The 18,781-nt window shown below is 74.1% G+C and carries 17 protein-coding genes and 1 rRNA gene; 7 read left to right on the forward strand and 11 right to left on the reverse strand.

All coding sequences use genetic code 11. The features are described 5' to 3' along the window. The first annotated feature begins 82 nt into the window (after window positions 1-82). Window positions 83-847 (forward strand): maleylpyruvate isomerase family mycothiol-dependent enzyme, encoded by a 765-nt coding sequence (locus ABEB06_RS08430; RefSeq protein ID WP_345696184.1) that lies wholly within the window; start codon window positions 83-85, stop codon window positions 845-847. A gap of 27 nt (window positions 848-874) precedes the next feature. On the opposite strand, the gene ABEB06_RS08435 is transcribed toward ABEB06_RS08430, so the two are convergent. Both ABEB06_RS08435 and ABEB06_RS08440 read right to left on the reverse strand, forming a co-directional pair. Beyond that, complete coding sequence (locus tag ABEB06_RS08435) at window positions 875-1,639, reverse strand: enoyl-CoA hydratase family protein (protein ID WP_345696185.1); 765 nt, start codon at window positions 1,637-1,639, stop codon at window positions 875-877. A 222-nt stretch (window positions 1,640-1,861) separates the two neighbouring features. After that, entirely contained in the window at window positions 1,862-3,130 is a 1,269-nt protein-coding gene (locus tag ABEB06_RS08440) for an MFS transporter (protein WP_345696186.1), read from the reverse strand. 71 nt (window positions 3,131-3,201) lie between these two features. Between ABEB06_RS08440 and ABEB06_RS08445 the strand changes: the two genes are divergently transcribed. Then, the gene (locus ABEB06_RS08445; RefSeq protein ID WP_345696187.1) at window positions 3,202-4,182 is read left to right on the forward strand and encodes an ArsR/SmtB family transcription factor; all 981 of its coding nucleotides are present in this window, start codon (window positions 3,202-3,204) and stop codon (window positions 4,180-4,182) included. Window positions 4,183-4,306: 124 nt separating this feature from the next. Beyond that, the gene (locus tag ABEB06_RS08450; RefSeq protein WP_345696188.1) at window positions 4,307-6,592 is read left to right on the forward strand and encodes a glycosyl hydrolase family 18 protein; all 2,286 of its coding nucleotides are present in this window, start codon (window positions 4,307-4,309) and stop codon (window positions 6,590-6,592) included. A gap of 13 nt (window positions 6,593-6,605) precedes the next feature. Here the strand turns inward: ABEB06_RS08450 and ABEB06_RS08455 are convergent, their stop codons facing one another. Beyond that, entirely contained in the window at window positions 6,606-7,847 is a 1,242-nt protein-coding gene (locus ABEB06_RS08455; RefSeq protein ID WP_425559588.1) for a geranylgeranyl reductase family protein, read from the reverse strand. A gap of 144 nt (window positions 7,848-7,991) precedes the next feature. On the opposite strand from ABEB06_RS08455, the gene ABEB06_RS08460 reads away from it, so the two are divergent. Continuing rightward, window positions 7,992-9,353, forward strand: a complete 1,362-nt coding sequence (locus ABEB06_RS08460) for a dipeptidase (protein WP_345696189.1) — start codon at window positions 7,992-7,994, stop codon at window positions 9,351-9,353. 40 nt (window positions 9,354-9,393) lie between these two features. Here the strand turns inward: ABEB06_RS08460 and ABEB06_RS08465 are convergent, their stop codons facing one another. The 5 genes from ABEB06_RS08465 to ABEB06_RS08485 form a co-directional block, all read right to left on the reverse strand. Further along, window positions 9,394-10,377 carry an NUDIX hydrolase gene (locus ABEB06_RS08465; protein ID WP_345696190.1) on the reverse strand — a complete coding sequence of 328 codons (984 nt, stop codon included), beginning with the start codon at window positions 10,375-10,377 and terminating at the stop codon, window positions 9,394-9,396. A 192-nt stretch (window positions 10,378-10,569) separates the two neighbouring features. Continuing rightward, on the reverse strand, window positions 10,570-11,973 hold the full coding sequence (locus ABEB06_RS08470; RefSeq protein WP_345696191.1) for an acyl-CoA synthetase: 1,404 nt from the start codon (window positions 11,971-11,973) through the stop codon (window positions 10,570-10,572). A 111-nt stretch (window positions 11,974-12,084) separates the two neighbouring features. After that, window positions 12,085-13,047: an electron transfer flavoprotein subunit alpha/FixB family protein gene (locus ABEB06_RS08475; protein WP_345696192.1), complete on the reverse strand. Its 963-nt coding sequence runs from the start codon at window positions 13,045-13,047 to the stop codon at window positions 12,085-12,087. 27 nt (window positions 13,048-13,074) lie between these two features. Further along, complete coding sequence (locus ABEB06_RS08480) at window positions 13,075-13,860, reverse strand: electron transfer flavoprotein subunit beta/FixA family protein (RefSeq protein ID WP_345696193.1); 786 nt, start codon at window positions 13,858-13,860, stop codon at window positions 13,075-13,077. Between the two features lie 298 nt (window positions 13,861-14,158). Next, window positions 14,159-14,470 (reverse strand): TlpA family protein disulfide reductase, encoded by a 312-nt coding sequence (locus tag ABEB06_RS08485; RefSeq protein ID WP_345696194.1) that lies wholly within the window; start codon window positions 14,468-14,470, stop codon window positions 14,159-14,161. A gap of 263 nt (window positions 14,471-14,733) precedes the next feature. On the opposite strand from ABEB06_RS08485, the gene ABEB06_RS08490 reads away from it, so the two are divergent. Next, on the forward strand, window positions 14,734-15,501 hold the full coding sequence (locus tag ABEB06_RS08490) for a lysophospholipid acyltransferase family protein (RefSeq protein ID WP_345696195.1): 768 nt from the start codon (window positions 14,734-14,736) through the stop codon (window positions 15,499-15,501). A 243-nt stretch (window positions 15,502-15,744) separates the two neighbouring features. Continuing rightward, a complete protein-coding gene (locus ABEB06_RS08495) occupies window positions 15,745-16,707 on the forward strand; it encodes an alpha/beta fold hydrolase (protein WP_345696196.1) in 963 nt (320 codons plus the stop codon). Between the two features lie 291 nt (window positions 16,708-16,998). Here ABEB06_RS08495 and ABEB06_RS08500 read toward each other — a convergent pair whose 3' ends face one another. Continuing rightward, entirely contained in the window at window positions 16,999-17,496 is a 498-nt protein-coding gene (locus ABEB06_RS08500) for a MarR family winged helix-turn-helix transcriptional regulator (RefSeq protein ID WP_345696197.1), read from the reverse strand. Between the two features lie 137 nt (window positions 17,497-17,633). Between ABEB06_RS08500 and ABEB06_RS08505 the strand changes: the two genes are divergently transcribed. Next, entirely contained in the window at window positions 17,634-18,125 is a 492-nt protein-coding gene (locus tag ABEB06_RS08505; RefSeq protein WP_345701774.1) for a carboxymuconolactone decarboxylase family protein, read from the forward strand. A gap of 61 nt (window positions 18,126-18,186) precedes the next feature. On the opposite strand, the gene ABEB06_RS08510 is transcribed toward ABEB06_RS08505, so the two are convergent. Then, window positions 18,187-18,570: a hypothetical protein gene (locus tag ABEB06_RS08510; RefSeq protein WP_345696198.1), complete on the reverse strand. Its 384-nt coding sequence runs from the start codon at window positions 18,568-18,570 to the stop codon at window positions 18,187-18,189. 93 nt (window positions 18,571-18,663) lie between these two features. Continuing rightward, window positions 18,664-18,780: ribosomal RNA gene (gene rrf, locus ABEB06_RS08515) — 5S ribosomal RNA — on the reverse strand. Between the last annotated feature and the right edge of the window lies 1 nt (window position 18,781).

An 18,781-nucleotide genomic window follows, 5' to 3' on the forward strand; every position in this document is an offset into this window, starting at 1 on the left:
CCGTATCGGCGCGGGCCGGGTCGCAGGCCGGATGGGGAGCAACATCACACCGCGCGGGCGGCGCGGGCGGCAGAATCGGCGCGTGGAGATCTCCGAGCACATCGACGCCCTGCGCCGCGACGGCGCCCTGCTGGCCGACGCCGCGGCCGTCACCGACCTGGACGCCCCGGTCCCGACCTGCCCGGACTGGCGGCTTGCGGACCTGCTCCGGCACACCGGGCGGGTGCACCGGTGGGCGACCGCGTACGTGGCGGACGGCCACCGGGTGCCGCTGGACGACGCCGGGCAGCAGCGGGCGTGGGGTCCGGACCCGGACGACGCCGGGCTGGTGGAGTGGTTCCGCTCCGGCCACTTCGGGCTGGTGGCGGCCCTGGAGAAGGCTCCGGCGGACCTGGACTGCTGGAGCTTCCTGCCGGCGCCGTCGCCGCTGGCGTTCTGGGCGCGGCGGCAGGCGCACGAGACGGCGGTCCACCGGGTGGACGCCGAGTTCGCGGCGGGGCAGGAGCCGTCCGCGACGGGCCCGGCGTTCGCGGAGGACGGGATCGCCGAGCTGCTGACCCGGTTCCTGGTCCGGCCGAAGACCCCGCTGCGCAGTGAGCGGCCGCGCACGCTGCTGGTGCGGACGACGGACCGCCCGGCGTCCTGGCTGGTGACGGTGAGCCAGGAGCCGGTGGTGACGCAGGAGCTGCCGGACGGCGCTCCGGCCGCCGACTGCGTGGTCAGCGGCCGGGCGCACGAGCTGTACCTGCTGCTGTGGAACCGGCTGCCGCTGGAGCGGGTGACGGCCGAGGGCGACCGCTCGCTGTTCGAGCTGTGGCGCGGCTCGGCGCGGATCCGCTGGAGCTGACCCCGGCCGCGGCGCCTCGGGCGGTGCCTACCGGGCCCAGGGGGCGGGCTTGCGCTCCAGGAAGGCGCGCATGCCCTGCTGGGCCTCGTCCGAGCCGAACAGCCGGGCCGAGAGCGCGACGAGCTCCTCGGCGCCCTGCTCGAAGGAGGCGACGACGGCCGCGTTGGCGAGCCGCTTGGACTCGGCGAGGCCCTGCGGGGAGCCGAGCCGGACGGCGTCCAGCAGGGTCTTGAGAGCGGCGGCCGGGTCGTCGGCGGCCTCGGTGATCAGGCCGATCCGGGCAGCCTCGGCGGCGTCGAAGGTCTCGCCGGTCAGGTAGTAGCGGGAGGCGGCCCGCGGGTCGAGCTTGGGGCGCAGCGGCAGCGAGATGACGGCGGGCGCGAGGCCGAGCCGGACCTCGGTGAAGGCGAAGGTGGACTGCGGTCCGGCGACGGCCAGGTCGCAGGCGCCGAGCAGGCCGAGGCCGCCGGCCCGGACGTGGCCGTCGACCAGGGCGATCACGGGCTTGGGGCAGTCGACGACGGCCCGCTGGATGTCGACCAGCCCGCGCGGCCCGACCGTCGGGTCGTTGCCGGTGGCCTCGGAGAGGTCGGCGCCCGCGCAGAAGACCTTGCCGGTGTGGCCGAGGACGACGGCCCGCACCGCCGGGTCGGCGGCCGCGTCCGCGAGGCCCTGCGCCAGTTCGGCCATCAGCCGGGTGGAGAGGGCGTTGCGGTTGTGCGGGGAGTCGAGCTCCAGCGTGGCGACGGCGTCGGCGGTGGTGATGCGGACGAGGGGTGCTTCGCGGGTCATCGCGTCGGGCCTGCTTTCCGGCTGAGGGTGGGTCGGACGGCTGAGAGGAACCCTGGCACGTCAGGGCCCCGACAATCCAGACCGTCCGACGAAAACCCGTGGTGACGCCGCCCGGGCCGCGCCGGGCGGGCCACGCCGGGCGGGCCGCGCCGCCCGCGCCGCGCCGGGCGGGCCGCGGCGCAAGGGCCACGCCGCAAGAGCCGCGGCGCAAGGGCCGCCGTGTCAGGCCGCGGCCGCCGCGCGGCGGGCCCGGCGGACCGCGGGGCCCATCGCGAGGCCGGCCGCCGCGAACAGCGCGGCCAGCAGGGCCCAGCCGAGCAGCCCGTGGGTGATCACCGCCGAGGTGACCAGGACCGGGCCGAGCATGAACGCCGCGGACTGCCCGGTGTTGAACACGCCCTGGTACACGCCGTGCTTGCCCTCCTCGGCGAGGTCGTAGCTGAGCGCCCAGCCGCCCGCCTGGCTGAGCACCTCGCCGAGCGCCTGGAGCGCGATGCCGCCGGCGAGCAGCAGGACGGCCGCCCAGGCGGGGACGCCGGCCGCCAGGCCGAGCAGCAGGCAGGCGCCGGCCACCAGCAGTCCGCCGCGGCCGACGGCGCGGGCGGCCCGGGCGGGTTCCTCGGTGCCGCGGGTGGCGCGGACCTGGAGCATGATCACCAGCGCGGTGTTGACCAGCATCGACCCGGCGACCATGACGCGGGGCGCGTCGGTGTCGCGGACGATCCACAGCGGTACCCCGACCTCGATCATCGCGAACTGCAGGCAGAGCAGGCCGTTGAGGGCGGTGACGGCGAGGAACGGCAGGTTGCGCAGCGCGGGGTTGCGGCCGCCCGCCTGCTCGCGGGCGGCGGTGCCGCCCGTACGGGGGGTGCCGGGCACGGTCACCGCGTACAGCACGGCGACCACCGCGAAGGAGAGCGCGTCGGCGAGCAGCGCGGCCTGGTAGGCGGCGCGGGTGTCGGCCTGCAGGACGAGCGCGGCGAGCAGGGTGCCGACCGAGATGCCGACGTTGGTGACCGAGCGCAGGTAGGCGCGGCCCTCGACGCGCTGCTCGGGCGGCAGGACCTCGGCGTACAGCGCGCCGCGGGCCGTGCTGCCGGAGCGGTCGACCACGGTGACCAGGCAGGCCAGCGCGGCGAGGGCGGGCAGGCTGTGCACCAGGGTGTAGCAGGCGGTGCCGGCGGCCAGCAGCACGTTGAGGACGATCAGCATCGGCTTGGGTCCGAAGCGGTCGGAGACCCGCCCGGCGGGGATGCCGGCGAGCACGCCGCAGCCGCCGGCGGCGGTCAGCACGACGCCGACCTCGCCGACGCCGAAGCCGAGCACGCGGGTGAAGTACAGCACGCCGAGGGTCATCGACAGGCCGCTTCCGACGGTGTTGACCATGGTGAGCGCGGCGAGCCGGCGGAGCACCGGGTCGCGGTGGAGCAGGCGGTCGCGGAGCCTTCGGCCGGTGGGCGGGGCGGGGTCGGCAAGGGTGGTGGCGGTCATGGGCCGATCAGACCGCGTACGCTCCACCCCGTGGTAGTGATTTAGGCCTGGGCTGACGAATGGGGGGTGGAATGCACCGTTTCCGCCTGGGGTTGGCCGATCTGGCGGCGGCGACCTTCGCGTGCTCGCCGTTGCACGAGACGGTGCTGGGTCTGCGGATGTGGACGCATCCGGGGGTGTACGTGCACCAGACCCGGGCGTTCGAGCGGATCCGGCCGGAGTTCGAGCGCTGCGACACCGCGGTGCTGCTGGCCCTGGTGGCCGGGAACCGCTTCGTGCCGGACTTCCTGACGCCGCGTCCGCTCTCCCCGTTCCCGGACTTCGCGACCGAGCTGGCGGCCGTCCGCGCCTTCGACCCGGCGCTGCTGCGCGCGGAGCTGGAGCTGACCCACCTGCCGCACGGGCGGGAGCTGCCGCCGCCGCTGGCCCGGGGGCTGGCCGATCCGGCGGCCCTGCTGGCCCGGATCGCCGACGCCCTGGAGGAGTACTTCGAGCGCTGCCTGGCGCCGGAGTGGTGGCCGCGCGCCCGGTCGGTGCTGCACGCCGACCTGGTGCACCGCTCCCGGATCCTGGCCGAGCGCGGCGCCTCCGCGCTGCTCTCCGACCTGGACCGCCGGCTGTTCTGGGAGGACGGGATCCTGACGCTGCGCCACGACTCCTGGGACGACGACGCGGACATCCTGATCGACGGGCGCGGCCTGGTGTTCGTCCCGACCTGCTTCGCCCGCGGCGCGTGCAGCTCGATCGACCCGCGCCGGCTGCCGATGATCAGCTACCCGGCGCGCGGCCTGGCGACCCTGGCCGGGCCGGTCGAGCCGCCGCCGACCCCGCACGCCCTGGAGCAGCTGATCGGTGTGCCCAAGGCCCGGCTGCTGGCCCTGCTGGCGGAGCCGACCGCGACGGTGGAGCTGGCCCGCCGGCTGGGCGTCACGCCGGGTGCGGTCAGCCAGCACCTGGCGGTGCTCGCCGCCGCCCGGCTGGTCACCCGGGCCCGGCACGGCCGGATGGTGCTGTACGCCCGCAGCCCGCTCGCCGACCAGCTGCTCCAGTGATCGCGAACTGATCGTCAACTTCCTTGTGGTCCAGACCTGTTGACGCGTCGGCGCGGGCGCCCCTACCCTCCAATTGGCTCCCGGCACCCCTGTACGGATCCCCCACACCAGACAGGGAGTACCGATGCACGTCCGGTTCCGTCACCGCGTCCGAGCACGCCTGCTCGCCCTGCTCGGCGCACTCGCCCTGCCGATCGCCCTGCTCGCCGCCACGCCCGCGCACGCCGCGGGCCGGCTCACCGCCACGTTCACCACGGCCGACAACGGCTCCTGGTGGAAGGGCACCTACGTGGTGCGCAACGACAACGCCGCCGCCGTTACGGGGTGGACGATCGAGTTCGACCTGCCCGCCGGCGTCACCGTCGGCAGCAGCTACAACGGGCAGGCCACGGTCAGCGGCCGGCACGTGACCGCCACCAACGCGTACTACAACGCCACCGTGCAGCCGCACGCCACCACCGAGCCGTACAGCTTCTGGTTCGTCGCCACCGGCCCGGTCGGCACCCCGACCAACTGCCGGATCAACGGCGACAAGTGTGACGGCACGCCGGACGTGCCGCCGACCGCGCCCGGCACCCCGACGGTGGTCGACACCACGGCCCACTCGATCGCGCTGAGCTGGACCGCGGCCTCCGCCGGGGACAACCCGGTCGCCTCCTACGAGGTGCTGAACGGCTCGACCGTGCTCGGCACCTCGACGACCACCTCGACGGTCCTCACCGGCCTCGCCCCGGCGACTTCGTACACGCTGGGCGTGCGGGCCAAGGACAGCCGCGGCAACACCGGTCCGGCGGGCGGTGCGGTGACCGCCCGCACCGTCGACCCGGCGACCGACACCGTCCCGCCGACCACCCCGGGCGGCTTCCGCTCCACCGGGGTGACCAGCACCAGCGTCTCGCTCGCCTGGAACGCCGCCACCGACAACCAGCGGGTCGCCACCTACGAGGTCTACCAGGGCACCACCACCCTGCTGAAGACCGTCACCGGCACCTCGGCCACCATCGACCAGCTCTCCCCGGCCACCACGTACACCTTCACCGTGCGGGCCCGGGACGCCGCCGACAACGGCTCCGCGCTCTCCCCGCCGGTCACCGTCACCACCGGAGACCTGGCCGGGCCGGGCAAGTACACCCGGGTCGGCTACTTCGTGCAGTGGGGCATCTACGGGCGCCAGTACTTCGTGAAGAACCTCGACACCTCGGGCAGCGCCGCCAAGCTCGACGTGATCAACTACGCCTTCGAGAACATCGACCCGGTCAACCTGACCTGCCTGGCCGGCGTCACCAAGGGCACCACCGCCAACCCGCAGGACCCCGACCAGGGCACCGGCGCGGGCGACGCGGACGCCGACTACTCCCGCCCGTTCAGCGCCGCCCAGTCCGTGGACGGGGTCGCCGACGACGGCTGGGCGCCGCTGCGCGGCAACCTCAACCAGCTGAAGAAGCTCAAGGCGAAGTACCCGAACCTCAAGGTCGTGGTCTCGCTCGGCGGTTGGACCTACTCCAAGTACTTCTCGGACGCCGCCGCCACCGACGCCTCCCGCAAGAAGCTGGTCTCCTCCTGCATCGACATCTGGATCAAGGGCAACCTGCCGCTCTACAACGGCGCCGGCGGCCCGGGCACAGCCGCGGGCATCTTCGACGGCATCGACCTCGACTGGGAGTGGCCCGGCTCCCCCGACGGCCACGCCGGCAACCACTGGAACGCCGCCGACAAGGACAACCTGACCAAGCTGCTCGCCGAGTTCCGCACCCAGCTGGACGCCCTCGGCGGCTCGCACAAACTGCTCACCGCCTTCACCCCGGCCGACCCCGCCAAGATCGCCCAGGGCTGGGACCTCTCGAAGATCTTCCAGTACCTGGACATCGCCAACGTGCAGGGCTACGACTTCCACGGCGCGGGCAGCGACAACTCCTGGGAGCCCAACCGGGCCGGCCACCAGGCCAACCTCTACGCCGACGCCCAGGACCCGTACGGCTTCCACTTCTCGGTGGACGCCGCGGTCCAGGCCTACCTCGGCGCGGGGGTCAACCCGCGCAAGCTCACCATCGGCTTCCCGTTCTACGGGCGCGGCTGGCAGGGCGTCACCGACGGCGGCGCGTACGGCGAGTGGCAGGCCGCGACCGGCGCGGCACCCGGCCAGTTCGCCGAGGAGGCCGGGACGCGCGGCTACAGCAACCTGATCACGAGCGTCCCGAACCTGACCGTCCACCACGACACCCAGTCGGTCTCCACCTACGCCTACACCGGCGCCGGCGGCCAGTGGTGGACCTTCGACGACACCTGGTCGATCGGCCAGAAGACCGCCTACCTGAAGTCGAAGAACCTGCTGGGCGCGATGATCTGGGAGATGTCCGGCGACACCCCGTCCGGCACCCTGATCAACGCCCTGGACACCGGCCTCAAGTAGGCCCCGCCGCGGGCTACCGGCCGGCCACCGCCGCCAGGCGCCTGGCCGCCCGGTAGTCCCGGACGATCTGCGCGAACGTGGTGTGGCCCTGCGTGGTCCGGGCGAACGCCCGCCACGCCGGGTCCACCAGGCACACCGCCGCGTGGAACAGGTGCGGCCGCTTCTCGAACGCGGCCAGCATCAGCTTGCCCGCGCGCATCTCCACCCCCAGGCCCGCCTTGATCGCGAACGCGTAGTTCAGCGCCTGCCGGCGCACGTCCGCCGCGCCGCCCGCCTCCGCGACCCGCACCGCCCACTCGCCGGCCAGCCGGCCCGAGCGCAGCGCGTACGAGATGCCCTCGCGGGTCCACGGCTCCAGCAGGCCCGCCGCGTCACCGGCCACCAGCACCCGGCCGCGCGACAGCGGCGAGTCCTCCGCCCGGCAGCGCGTCAGGTGCCCGGACTCCACGAGCGGCGTGAAGCCGGACAGGCCCAGGCGCCGGATGTAGTCCTGCAGGTACTTCTTGGTCGCCTCGCCGTCACCGCGCGCCGAGATCACCCCGACCGTCAGCGTCCCGGACTCCGTCTTCGGGAACACCCAGCCGTACGAGCCCGGCAGCGGGCCCCAGTCCAGGTGGATGGTGCCCGCCCAGTGCCGCACCACCGACTCCGGCACCGGGATCTCCGCCTCCAGACCGAGGTCGATCTGGTCGAAGGTCACCCCCACGTGCCGGCCGATCCGGCTCGCCGAGCCGTCCGCGCCGACCACCGCGCGCGCCTCGATCCGCCGGCCGTCCGCCGTGGTCACCACGACCGTGCGGGTGTCGCCGCCCTGCTGCTCCACGCCGCTCACCGTCACACCGGTCGCCAGCACGGCGCCCGCCTGCTCGGCGGACTGCACCAGGCGCAGGTCGAACTCGTCCCGGTTGACCAGCCCGAACAGCATCCGCTTCGAGCGCCGCGTCCGGGAGAACCGGCCGTTCAGCGCGAACGTCACGTTGTGGATCCGGTCCTGCAGCGGGAGCTTGAAGTCCTCCGGCAGGGTGTCCCGGGACGGGCCGATGATGCCGCCGCCGCAGGTCTTGTACCGGGGGTGCTCGGCCTTGTCGAGCAGCAGGACCCGCCGGCCCTGCCGGGCGGCGGCGTACGCGGCCGAGGAGCCGGCCGGGCCGGCCCCCACCACGACCACGTCCCAGACGCCGTCGAGCAGGTCCGACCCGTCGTTCTCGCTGGAGTCGAGCGGATCGCGGTCGAGGGAGCTACCGGAGTCAGTCACCCTCGCATCCTAGTCAACCCGCCCCCGCCCACCGCCACACACCTGGCCGAGCGGCCCCCGGCCGACCGACCGGCGCCCGGCCTCGGGACCGCGCCGACCGCCTAGGATCCGGACGTACCCGTTCGAAACCCCTTCGGAGTCCTGATGACCCACCAGCAGCTGGCCGACGCCGTCCGATCGCTGATGCCGCGCGCCAAGAGCGACCTCGCGGAACTGGTCGCCTTCCCGTCCGTCGCCGACCCCCGGGTGTTCCCCGTCGAGGAGTGCCGCAAGGCCGCCCGGTGGGTCGCCGACGCCTTCGCCGCCGAGGGCCTGACCGGCGTGCGGCTCCTGGACACCCCCGACGGCAGCCAGGCCGTCTACGCCGAGCTCCCCGGCCCCGAGGGCGCGCCGACCGTCCTGCTGTACTCCCACTACGACGTCCAGCCACCGCTGGAGGAGTCCGCCTGGGACAGCCCCGCCTTCGAACTGACGGAACGTGACGGCCGCTGGTACGGGCGCGGCGCCGCCGACTGCAAGGGCAACATCCTGATGCACCTCACCGCCCTGCGGGCGCTGCGCGAGGTGGACGGCGCCCTCCCGGTCGGCCTCAAGGTCGTCGTCGAGGGCTCCGAGGAGCAGGGCACCGGCGGCCTGGAGCGCTACGCCGAGGCGCACCCCGAACTGCTCGCCGCCGACGCCGTCGTGATCGGTGACACCGGCAACGTCGCCCTCGGCGTCCCGAGCGTCACCGCGACCCTGCGCGGCATGACCGTCGTCGAGGTCTCGATCGCGACCCTGGCCGGCAACCTGCACTCCGGTGCCTTCGGCGGCGCCGCCCCGGACGCCCTGCAGGCGATGATCCAGGTGCTGGCCGGCCTGCACGACCGCAACGGCGACGTCGCCGTCACCGGTCTCGCCGCCGACCAGGTCTGGGACGGCCACCAGTACGACGAGCAGCAGTTCCGCTCCGACGCCGAGGTGCTGGACGGCGTCGCCCTCACCGGCACCGGCACGGTCTCCGACCGGCTCTGCGCCCGCCCGTCCGTGACCGTGCTCGGCATCGACGCCCCCGGCGTGGTCGGCGCCTCCAACTCCGTCCAGGCGAGCGCCAAGGCCCTGGTCAGCCTGCGGGTCCCGCCGGGCACCGACCTCAAGGCCGCCCAGCACGCCCTGATCAGCCACCTGGAGGCGGCCGTCCCGTGGGGCGCGCACGCCGAGGTCAGGCTGCTCTCCGGCGGCGAGTCCTTCCGCGCCGAGCTCACCGGCCCCGCCTACGAGGCGATGGGCGCGGCGATGCTCGCGGCCTTCGGCAAGCCGATGACCGCGACCGGCGAGGGCGGCTCGATCCCGCTCTGCAACACCCTGCGGACCCTCTACCCAGCGGCGGAGATCATCCTGATCGGCGTCGAGGAGCCCACCGCGCGGATCCACGCCGTCAACGAGAGCGTCGACCCGGTGGAGCTGGAGCTGATGGCCCTCACCGAGGCGATCTTCCTGCGCACCTACGCCTCCTACCGCGGCTGACCGCCGCCCCGGGCGGGGTCGCCCCCCGCCCGGGCACCCGTCACCCGCGTCCGGCGGGCACCCCCGCCTCCAGGTAGCGCAGTTCGCCCAGCTCCCTGGCCCCCAGCGCCGCGGCCAGCCGCCGGAACCGGCCGGGCGGCAGCAGCGCGGCCGCCTCGTCCAGGGTGACGAACCGCCAGCCCCGCAGCTCGTCCGCGGGCAGCCGCAGCCGCCCGCCCGCCCCGGAGCCGAGCCGCCCGCCGTCGTACACCAGCCGCAGGCCGCCCCGGCCGGGCCCGGTGCCCGGCTCCCAGTCGACCGTCAGCAGCCGCAGCGAGCCCGGCTCCAGGTAGAGGCCCAACTCCTCCGCGGCCTCCCGCACCGCCGCGTCGGTGGGCGCCTCGCCGCGCTCCACCACCCCGCCCGGGAACTCCCAGAACGGCTTGTACACCGGGTCGACCAGCAGCACCCGGTCCCGCTCGTCGAAGAGCAGCACCGCCGCCGCGACGGTGTCGCCCGGCCCCTCGTGGCTGCGCACGATCGGGCACCGGGCCCGGCCCTCGCTCAGCAGCTCCGCGATGCGCTGCGCGGTCTGGCGCGGTGTCGCGCCGTCGACGTCCACCAGTTGGGCGTCGCGGACGAGCCACCGACGGGCCGCCCGGTAGTCGGCCAGGTGCTCGGCCCCGCGCTCGTGCAGGATCGTTTCAGCAGCGTCCAGCACGAAGTGGTGCACCGCCAGGCCGCGGGACGCCAGCGATCCGAAGATCTCGTCCCGGTGGTCCTCGCGCAGCAGCGTCATCGGCACCACCAGCGGCCCCGGCACCTCCCCGAGCAGCGCGGCCGCCACCTCCGGCACCAGCCGCCGCCACGCCGCCACGTCCCGCACGTCAGCGGCCGGCTCCAGCCGGTCGGCCGGCAGCAGCCGGCGCAGCCCGGCCCCGACCAGTTCGGGATCGAAGAGCAGGCTCCCGGGCAGCAGCTCCACCAGCTCGCGGCAGGCTCTGGTCTTGCCCGTCCCGAATGCCCCGTTGACCCAGACGATCACAGCTTCCCCTGCCCTCGGCTCGCCCCGACGGCACTCCCGCCGGGCGGCTGAGGCCGTACCCGGCCCCCACGCCACCGGAGGTGGTACCCGCGGCAGGCCGGTCCCCATACCTGCGGCCGTGCCGGGCGGCCGCCGGACCGTCGCCCGTCGGCCGCCCGGCACATGCCACCGGCCAAAGCCCCGCCGCCCGGGTCACCCCAGGTCGAGCAGCTGCTTCTTCAGCACCTTGCCCATCGCGTTGCGCGGCAGCTCGGGGACGAGCACCACCCGGCGCGGCCGCTTGTGCACCGAGAGCCGCTCGGCCACGAACGCGGTCAGCTCATCGCCGCTCACCGGGCCGTCCGGGATCACGTACGCCACCACGGTCTGCCCGAGGTCCGCGTCGGGCGCGCCGACCACCGCCGCGTCGGCCACCGCCGGGTGGTCGCGCAGCGCGGCCTCCACCTCGCCGGCGCCGATCCGGTAGCCGCCGCTCTTGATCAGGTCCACCGAGGCCCGGCCGACGATCCGGTGGAAGCCGTCGGCGCCGATCACCGCCACGTCGCCCGTCCGGAACCAGCCGTCGGCCGTCCAGGCCTCCGCCGAGGCCTCCGGCCGGTTCAGGTACCCGCGGAACAGCGTCGGACCGCTGACCTGCAGCTCCCCGACCGACTCGCCGTCCGCGGGCAGCGCGCCGCCGTCCTCCCCGACCAGCCGGGTGCGCACCCCCTCCACCGGGACGCCGACGCTGCCCGGCCGGCGCTCGCCGTCCGCCCGCGTCGACACCGTGATCAGGGTCTCGGTCATCCCGTACCGCTCGATCGGGGCGTGCCCGGTGAGCGCCGCCAGCCGCTCGAACACCGGCACCGGCAGCGGCGCGCTGCCCGACACCAGCAGCCGCGCGGAGGCCAGTTCCCGCGCCGCGTCCTCGTCCGCCGCCAGCCGGGACCACACCGTCGGCACCCCGAAGTACAGGCTGCCGCGCGCGGCCGCGTACCCACCGGGGGTCGGCCGGCCGGTGTGCACCAGGCGGCTGCCGGTGCGCAGCGCGCCCAGCACGCCGAGCACCAGGCCGTGCACGTGGAACAGCGGCAGGCCGTGCACCAGGGTGTCCTCGGCGGTCCACCGCCAGGCCCCGGCGAGCGCGTCCAGGTCGGCCGCGACCGCGCCGTACGGGATCACCGCGCCCTTCGGCGCCCCCGTCGTGCCCGAGGTGTACAGCACGAACGCGGTCGCGTCCGCGGGCGGCTCCCCCGCGGGCCGCGCCGCCCGCGCCGCCGGGTCCACCGGGAGCACCTCGACGTCCTCGGCCGTCTCCCCGACCGGCGCGGCCAGCAGCGTCGCGCCGGAGTCGCGCAGGATGTGCGCCCGCTCCTTGGGGCCGGAGTCCGGCGGCAGCGGCACCACGGGGACGCCCGCCAGCAGGCCGCCGACCACCGCGACCACCGTCTCCAGCGACGGCCGGGCCAGCACCGCGAGCGCCGGCGCCCCCGCCGCCCGCCGCGCCACCGCCGAGGCGGCGCCCAGCAGTTCCTCCCACGACATCCGCCGCCCGTCGACCACCAGCGCGTCGCCCCGGTCGCCGTACCCGCCCTCAAGTGCCGTCAGCAGTCCCATGCCAGCAGACTCTACGCACCGGCTCGCGCCCCGCTCGGCCGCCACCCGGCAACGCCGGAGGGCGCGGTCCCCCTCACCGGGAACCGCGCCCTCCGCCGATCACTGCACCGCTCAGCCCTTGCGGGCCTTGACCTCGCCCGTCAGCTGGGGGAGGACGGTGAAGAGGTCGCCGACGACGCCGTAGTCGACGAGGTCGAAGATGGGGGCTTCGGGGTCCTTGTTGACGGCGACGATGGTCTTGGAGGTCTGCATGCCGGCGCGGTGCTGGATGGCGCCGGAGATGCCGGCGGCGATGTAGAGCTGGGGGGAGACCTGCTTGCCGGTCTGGCCGACCTGGTTGGTGTGGGGGTACCAGCCGGCGTCGACGGCGGCGCGGGAGGCGCCGACGGCGGCGCCGAGGGCGTCGGCGAGGTCCTCGACGACGGTGAAGCCGTCGGCGGCGCCGACGCCGCGGCCGCCGGAGACGACGATGGCGGCCTCGGTGAGTTCGGGGCGGCCGGAGGAGACGCGGGGGGTGCGGGCGGTGACGGTGGCGGCGTTGCCGGTGAGGGCGACGGTCACGCTCTCCACGGTGCCGGCGGCCGGGGCGGGCTCGGGGGCGACGGCGTTGGGCTTGACGGTGATGACCGGGGCGCCGTGGGTGACGGTGGACTTGACCTGGTAGGACGCGGCGAACACGGACTGCGTCGCGACGGGGCCGTTGTCGCCGGGTTCGAGGTCGACGGCGTCGGTGATGATGCCGGAGCCCAGGCGCAGGGCGGTGCGGGCGGCGATCTCCTTGCCCTCGCCGCTGGAGGTGATGAGGATCGCGGCCGGGTTCAGGGCCTTGGCGATCTGGGTGAGGGCGTCGACCTTGGGGACGACGAGCTGGGTGGTGAACTCGTCGGCGTCGGCGGTGTGGACGGTGGCGGCGCCGTACTCGGCGGCCTTCGCGGCGATGGCCGGGGCGCTGTCGCCGGCGCCCAGGACCACGGCGGCGGGGGTGCCCAGGCGGCGGGCGAGGGTGAGCAGTTCGAGGGCGGGCTTGCGGATCTGGCCGTCGGCGTGGTCGACCAGGACGAGAATCTCAGACATGACAGTGGTCTCCTGCGGGGGTCCTGGTCAGATGAACTTCTGGTCGGCGAGGAAGGTGGCGAGCTGCTTGCCGCCGTCGCCCTCGTCGGTGACGATGGTGCCCTTGGTGCGGGCGGGGCGGGCGGTGATCTGCTCGACCTTGGTCCAGGCGCCGGTGAGGCCGACGGTGTCGGCGTCGATGTCGAGGTCGTCGAGGTCGAGGGAGGTGACGGGCTTCTTCTTCGCGGCCATGATGCCCTTGAAGGAGGGGTAGCGGGCCTCGCCGGACTGGTCGGTCACGGAGATCACGGCGGGCAGGGCGGCCCGGACCTGCTCGGAGGCGGCGTCGCCGTCGCGGCGGCCGGTGACGGTGGTGCCGGTGACGGCGACCTCGGAGAGCAGGGTGGCCTGGGGGATGTCCAGGCGCTCGGCGAGGAGGGCGGGCAGCACGCCCATGGTGCCGTCGGTGGAGGCCATGCCGCACACGACGAGGTCGAAGCCGGTCCTGGTGAGGGCGGCGGCCAGGATCGCGGAGGTGGCGATCACGTCGGAGCCGTGGACGTCGTCGTCGTTGACGTGGACGGCCTTGTCCGCGCCCATCGACAGGGCCTTGCGCAGGGCGTCCTTCGCGTCGTCCGGGCCGACGGTGAGCACGGTCACCTCGGCGCCCTCGTTCGCCTCGGCGATCCGCAGGGCCTGCTCGACGCCGTACTCGTCCAGCTCCGACAGGAGGCCGTCCACGCCCTCCCGGTCGGTGGTGGTGTCGTCCGCGAAGCGACGGTCACCAGTCGCGTCGGGCACGTACTTCACACAGACAACGATCCTCAAGCTCACGGCCTGTCTCCTGTACTGGTCTCGTCCGGCGGCTGCGGCTGTGCAAGTGGGTGGCACACGCACCATGCCCACGGGGGCTGCGTCGTGCCGGTGTCCATCCGGAACCTCCGGCAGCATACTCGCGAGTAGCATAGCCGTCACTACTGGCCAGTAGCTTACGCTGCCGCAGCCCCGTCACGGCCGCCTCCGCCCCATCCTGCCCCAGGTCGGCGCCCGCACCACCTGACGGGGCGGCAGATCCGCTGTGAGATTGACCCGTCTTGACACCCGTCACCCGCCCCGGGTGCCGAAGCGCAGGTCAGAGGACATCCCCCAGCGCCGCGATCACGTCCACCCGGCGCGGCTGCCCCACCGCCCGCCGGACCACCCGCCCGCCGGCGTCCAGCACCAGCACCGTCGGCGTCCGCTCCACCGCCAGCCGCCGCACCAGCGCCAGGTTCGCCTCCGCGTCCACCTCGACGTGCGCGACGCCCTCCACCATCGCCGCCACCTCCGCGAGCGTCCGCCGCGTCGCCCGGCACGGCTGGCAGAACGACGTCGAGAACTGCACCAGGGTCGCCCGCTCCCCCAGCCCCGCGCCCAGCTCCTCGGGCGTCAGCCGTACCTGCACCGGTCCTCCTCCACTGCCGCCCCGAGGCTACCCGCCGCCCGCACACCTCCTCCCCCCACCGCCCCCACCAGCGGCCCACGTGAGCGAGATCTCCCCGGGCCCGTCCCGTCGGGCGAGCCCCCCGCGTGACATTCCCCGGCCGTTCGGGGGATCATCGGGTGAAACACCCGTGGCCGCCGCGGCGTGCCGCGCACTCGCCGGCCCCAGCCACGCCCCGGGTACCACCGGACCGGGCGTCAGGCCCGTGGGAAGTAGGGCTGACCGTGGCTGAGTTCGTGTACCCGCCGGTGATCCGCGCGGCGCTCACCGCCTTCAAGGCGCTGGACGTGCGCATCACCATCGTCGGCGCCGAGCACGTCCCCGCCACCGGCGGCGCCGTGCTGGTGAGCAACCACATCAGCTACCTCGACTTCATCTTCGCCGGCCTCGGCGCCTTCAAGGACGCCCGGCGCAAGACCCGCTTCATGGCGAAGGACGACGTCTTCAGGCACCGCGTCTCCGGCCCGCTGATGCGCGGCATGCGCCACATTCCGGTGGACCGTGCCGACGGCCAGCCCGCGTACGACGCCGCCGTCAAGGCGCTGCGCGAGGGCGAGGTGGTCGGCGTCTTCCCGGAGGCGACGATCAGCCGCTCGTTCACCCTGAAGAAGTTCAAGACCGGCGCCGCCCGGATGGCCGCCGACTCCGGCACCCCGCTGCTGCCCGTCGTCCTCTGGGGCACCCAGCGGATGTGGACCAAGGGCCGGCCCAAGAACCTCACCAAGCGCCACGTCCCGGTCACCATCATGATCGGCGAGCCGATCGAGCTCACCCCCCAGGACCGGCCGGTCATGGTCACCCGCCGGCTGCGCGCCGCGATGACCGAGATGCTCGACCGCGCCCAGCGCGAGTACCCGGACAAGCCGGCCGGCGCCGAGGACTCCTGGTGGCTGCCCGCCCACCTCGGGGGCACCGCCCCCACCCTCGAGGTCGCCGAGGCGGAGGACGAGGCCGAGGCCGCCGCCCGCGCGGAGCGCCGCGCCCAGGGCTGAGCGCCCCGCAGCACCACCCGCTACCACCGGCGGCGGGCACCCGACAAGGGCGCCCGCCGCCGTCTGCTCACTTCGTACCGTTTCCACCCCGTTACCGCCGCGTACGCTCCGGCGCTTCCGGCCAAGAGCACCCGTACGGGTCCGAACTGAGGTAGACCTGGTCCCTCGGAGTCACATCCCGGAACCCCCGGAGTGGCATCCCAGCGTCTCACCCTCGCCCGGAAAACCCCCGACGGAGCGTCAATGCCCGAGATATCGCACCGAGTCGTCGACTCGGCAGGCGGCCTGCGGATGCACATCGCGGAGGCGGGCCGCGGCCCGCTCGTCCTGCTGCTGCACGGCTTCCCCGAGAGCTGGTACTCCTGGCGGCACCAGCTCACCGCACTCGCCGCCGCCGGCTACCACGCCGTCGCCCCCACCCAGCGCGGCTACGGCCGCACCGGTGGCCCCGACGCCGTCGACCAGTACAGCGTCCTGCACCTGGCCGGCGACGTCCTCGGCCTGATGCCCGCCCTCGGCGCCGAACACGCCGTCGTGGTCGGCCACGACTGGGGCGCCACCGTCGCCTGGTACACCGCCCTGCTCCGCCCCGACGCCGTCCGCGGCGTCGTCGGCCTCGCCGTACCGCCCTACCCCCGCGGCAACCGGCCGCCCACCGAGGCCCTGCGCCACCTGCTCGGCGACGCCTTCTACATGCTGTACTTCCAGCAGCCCGGCCCCGCCGACGCCGAACTCTCCCGCGACCTCGGCACCACCTTCCGCCGGATCCTCGCCGGAGCACCCACCCTCGGCCCGGCCGGCCTCCCCCTCGTCCCCGAGGGCGGCGGCTTCCTCGACCTCTTCCGCGAACCCGACACCCTCCCCGACTGGCTCACCGAGGACGACCTCGCCCACTACACGGCCGAGTTCGCCACCGGCGGCTTCACCCGCCCGCTCAACTGGTACCGCAACCTCGACCGCAACTGGGAACTCACCGGCGCCTGGCACACCGCCAGGATCCAACCCCCCGCCCTCCTCATCGCCGGGGAGAAGGACCTGGTCGTCTCCAACGCCGCCGCCCGCTCCGGACTCTGCACCCTCGGCACCTTCGCCCCCCACCTGCACGACGTCCAATGGCTCCCCGACACCGGCCACTGGACCCAGCAACAACGCCCCGCCGAGGTCAACAAGGTGCTGACAGCGTTCCTCGCCGCCCACCACCGCTGAGTCCCCCACCCCCTCCGCCGCTGAGCGGCCGCGCCCCACCCACCCGCGCCCGCACGCCCAGCGCCCCGCACCGCCCCGCAGCCCGGTCGCCACCGGCCACAAGCCCCGCGCCGGCTGCGCTTCCGCTTCCGCTCCCCGTGCCGCCGCTGCGCGGTGCCGCGGGTCCGCCGTACCGCGAACCAGCCGGTCGGCCGATGCGCCGGCCAGCCCGTCAGACCGCTGGCCTGTCAGGTCGTCAGACCGTCAGCCCGTCAGACCGTCGGCCCGTCAGCCCGTCAGACCGTCAGCCCGTCAGCCGAACCAGCCTGCCGCGTCCAGGCGGAACGCCTCCGGCGGAACCATCCGCCGCAGATCCGCCTGCAACCCCCGGAGCCCGTCCTCCCCGAGCGCGGTACCCCAGCGCGCGTGCACCCGGTCGAACTCCACCGCCGACCGCGCCAGCAGGTCGACCCCACGCGGCGTCAGACGGATCAACTTCCGTCTGGCATCCGCCGGATCGTCCACCCGCTCGGCATAGCCCAGCGCCTCCAGCCGGTCCACGGTCTTCCCCGCCGCCTGCTTCGACACCCCGAGCCGCCGGCCCATCTCGCTCGCGCTGGTCCCGGCCATGCCGATCGCCTGCAGCGCGAAGCCGTGCGCGGGTCGCGCATCGGGGTGTCCCTGCCGCGCCAGCTCGGCGTGAACCTCGTCGATGATCGCGCGGAACCCGGCGAACAGCAGGAGCGGCAACTCAAAGCCGTTGCGCGATTCGACAACCTGGTTTACGTTTTGGTCAACCACGTTGACCATTCTAGCGACGTGCGCCCCGCGCTGCCCGTCGCCAGCACACCATCACGGAGCCCGCCTTGCAGCCCAGCACCACCGCAACCACCTCGCACTTCCCCGAGCACACCGTCGACACCGCGCCGACCGCCTCCCGCCGCACCATGGAAGGCGTCACCCGCAACCTCGGCTACCTCCCCGCAGCCGTCGGCCGGCTCGCCGAATCACCGCAGACCCTCGACGGCTTCCTCAAGCTCAGCGCCATGTTCGAGACCACCGAGCTCGATCCCGTCGCCCGGGAGGTGGTCATCATGACCATCGCCACCCGCAACAGCTGCCACGTCTGCGTCGCAATGCACACCGCCAAGCTCACCCGCCTCGCCGCGGACCCCGAACTGACCGCCGCCCTCCGCGACCAGCGCCCCCTCCCGGACCCCCGCCTGGACACCCTCCGCACTTTCACCCTCGCCGCCCTCGACCACACCGGCGCCGTCCCCGACGAGACCCTCCACGCCTTCCTCGCCCAGGGCTTCACCCACCGCAACGCCCTCGAAGTCATGCTCGGCATAGGCGCCTACACGCTCTCGACCTTCGCCAACCGCCTCGTCGACGCCCCCGTCGACCCCGCCCTCGCCCCCTTCGCCTGGCACCGGTAACGACCAATACGCACTTGAGCTTCGCGGTGCCGGCGCCGGCACTGAACTACGGGCGGTCCTGTCAGCTCCGATCCGCACCGGCACGAGCCAGCTCGGCGTCGTACTCGTCCGCGTCAAAGTGAAACTCCAGTGGCCGCGTCGTATACAGGTCTGGAATTTTCCAGTCCGACCACTGCACAATGCTCCCGAACCGCTGGACGACCACGGACAGGAAACCGCAGCAACCGCCCGTACATTCGGGCTCCCCCAGCTCGACGCGTTCCGGCTCGCCAGTCGCACGCAGGGGACCGGGGCCACCGGCGGGAAACACATCGACTGCGTACGGGCCGCGACCCCCCTCGCCGACGGCGGACTCCACGACGTCCTCGCCGTTAACCCAGAACCGCACCTGGGCGGGGAATCGGTGCCCGCGCGGCAGGACCCTGATCTCGATCTGATCGAACATCGGACCACCCTACGCCGACACCGGCGCCCGAACCGCCCCGTGAACGCGAGAAAGCCCCTCCCGGGACCTGGGAGGGGCTTTCTCTGAATGATTGTTCGGCGGCGTCCTACTCTCCCACAGGGTCCCCCCTGCAGTACCATCGGCGCTGTGAGGCTTAGCTTCCGGGTTCGGAATGTAACCGGGCGTTTCCCTCACGCTATGACCACCGAAA

The organism is Kitasatospora terrestris (assembly GCF_039542905.1).
Classification (GTDB): Bacteria; Actinomycetota; Actinomycetes; order Streptomycetales; family Streptomycetaceae; genus Kitasatospora; species Kitasatospora terrestris.

Coding starts and splice junctions, on each gene's coding strand:
- ABEB06_RS08470 (WP_345696191.1), bottom strand. CDS start 11,973: ATGGGACTGCTGACGGCACTTGAGGGCGGGTACGGCGACCGGGGCGAC.
- ABEB06_RS08435 (WP_345696185.1), bottom strand. CDS start 1,639: ATGACCCGCGAAGCACCCCTCGTCCGCATCACCACCGCCGACGCCGTC.
- ABEB06_RS08460 (WP_345696189.1), top strand. CDS start 7,992: ATGACCCACCAGCAGCTGGCCGACGCCGTCCGATCGCTGATGCCGCGC.
- ABEB06_RS08445 (WP_345696187.1), top strand. CDS start 3,202: ATGCACCGTTTCCGCCTGGGGTTGGCCGATCTGGCGGCGGCGACCTTC.
- ABEB06_RS08440 (WP_345696186.1), bottom strand. CDS start 3,130: ATGACCGCCACCACCCTTGCCGACCCCGCCCCGCCCACCGGCCGAAGG.
- ABEB06_RS08475 (WP_345696192.1), bottom strand. CDS start 13,047: ATGTCTGAGATTCTCGTCCTGGTCGACCACGCCGACGGCCAGATCCGC.
- ABEB06_RS08495 (WP_345696196.1), top strand. CDS start 15,745: ATGCCCGAGATATCGCACCGAGTCGTCGACTCGGCAGGCGGCCTGCGG.
- ABEB06_RS08510 (WP_345696198.1), bottom strand. CDS start 18,570: ATGTTCGATCAGATCGAGATCAGGGTCCTGCCGCGCGGGCACCGATTC.
- ABEB06_RS08500 (WP_345696197.1), bottom strand. CDS start 17,496: ATGGTCAACGTGGTTGACCAAAACGTAAACCAGGTTGTCGAATCGCGC.
- ABEB06_RS08450 (WP_345696188.1), top strand. CDS start 4,307: ATGCACGTCCGGTTCCGTCACCGCGTCCGAGCACGCCTGCTCGCCCTG.
- ABEB06_RS08505 (WP_345701774.1), top strand. CDS start 17,634: ATGGAAGGCGTCACCCGCAACCTCGGCTACCTCCCCGCAGCCGTCGGC.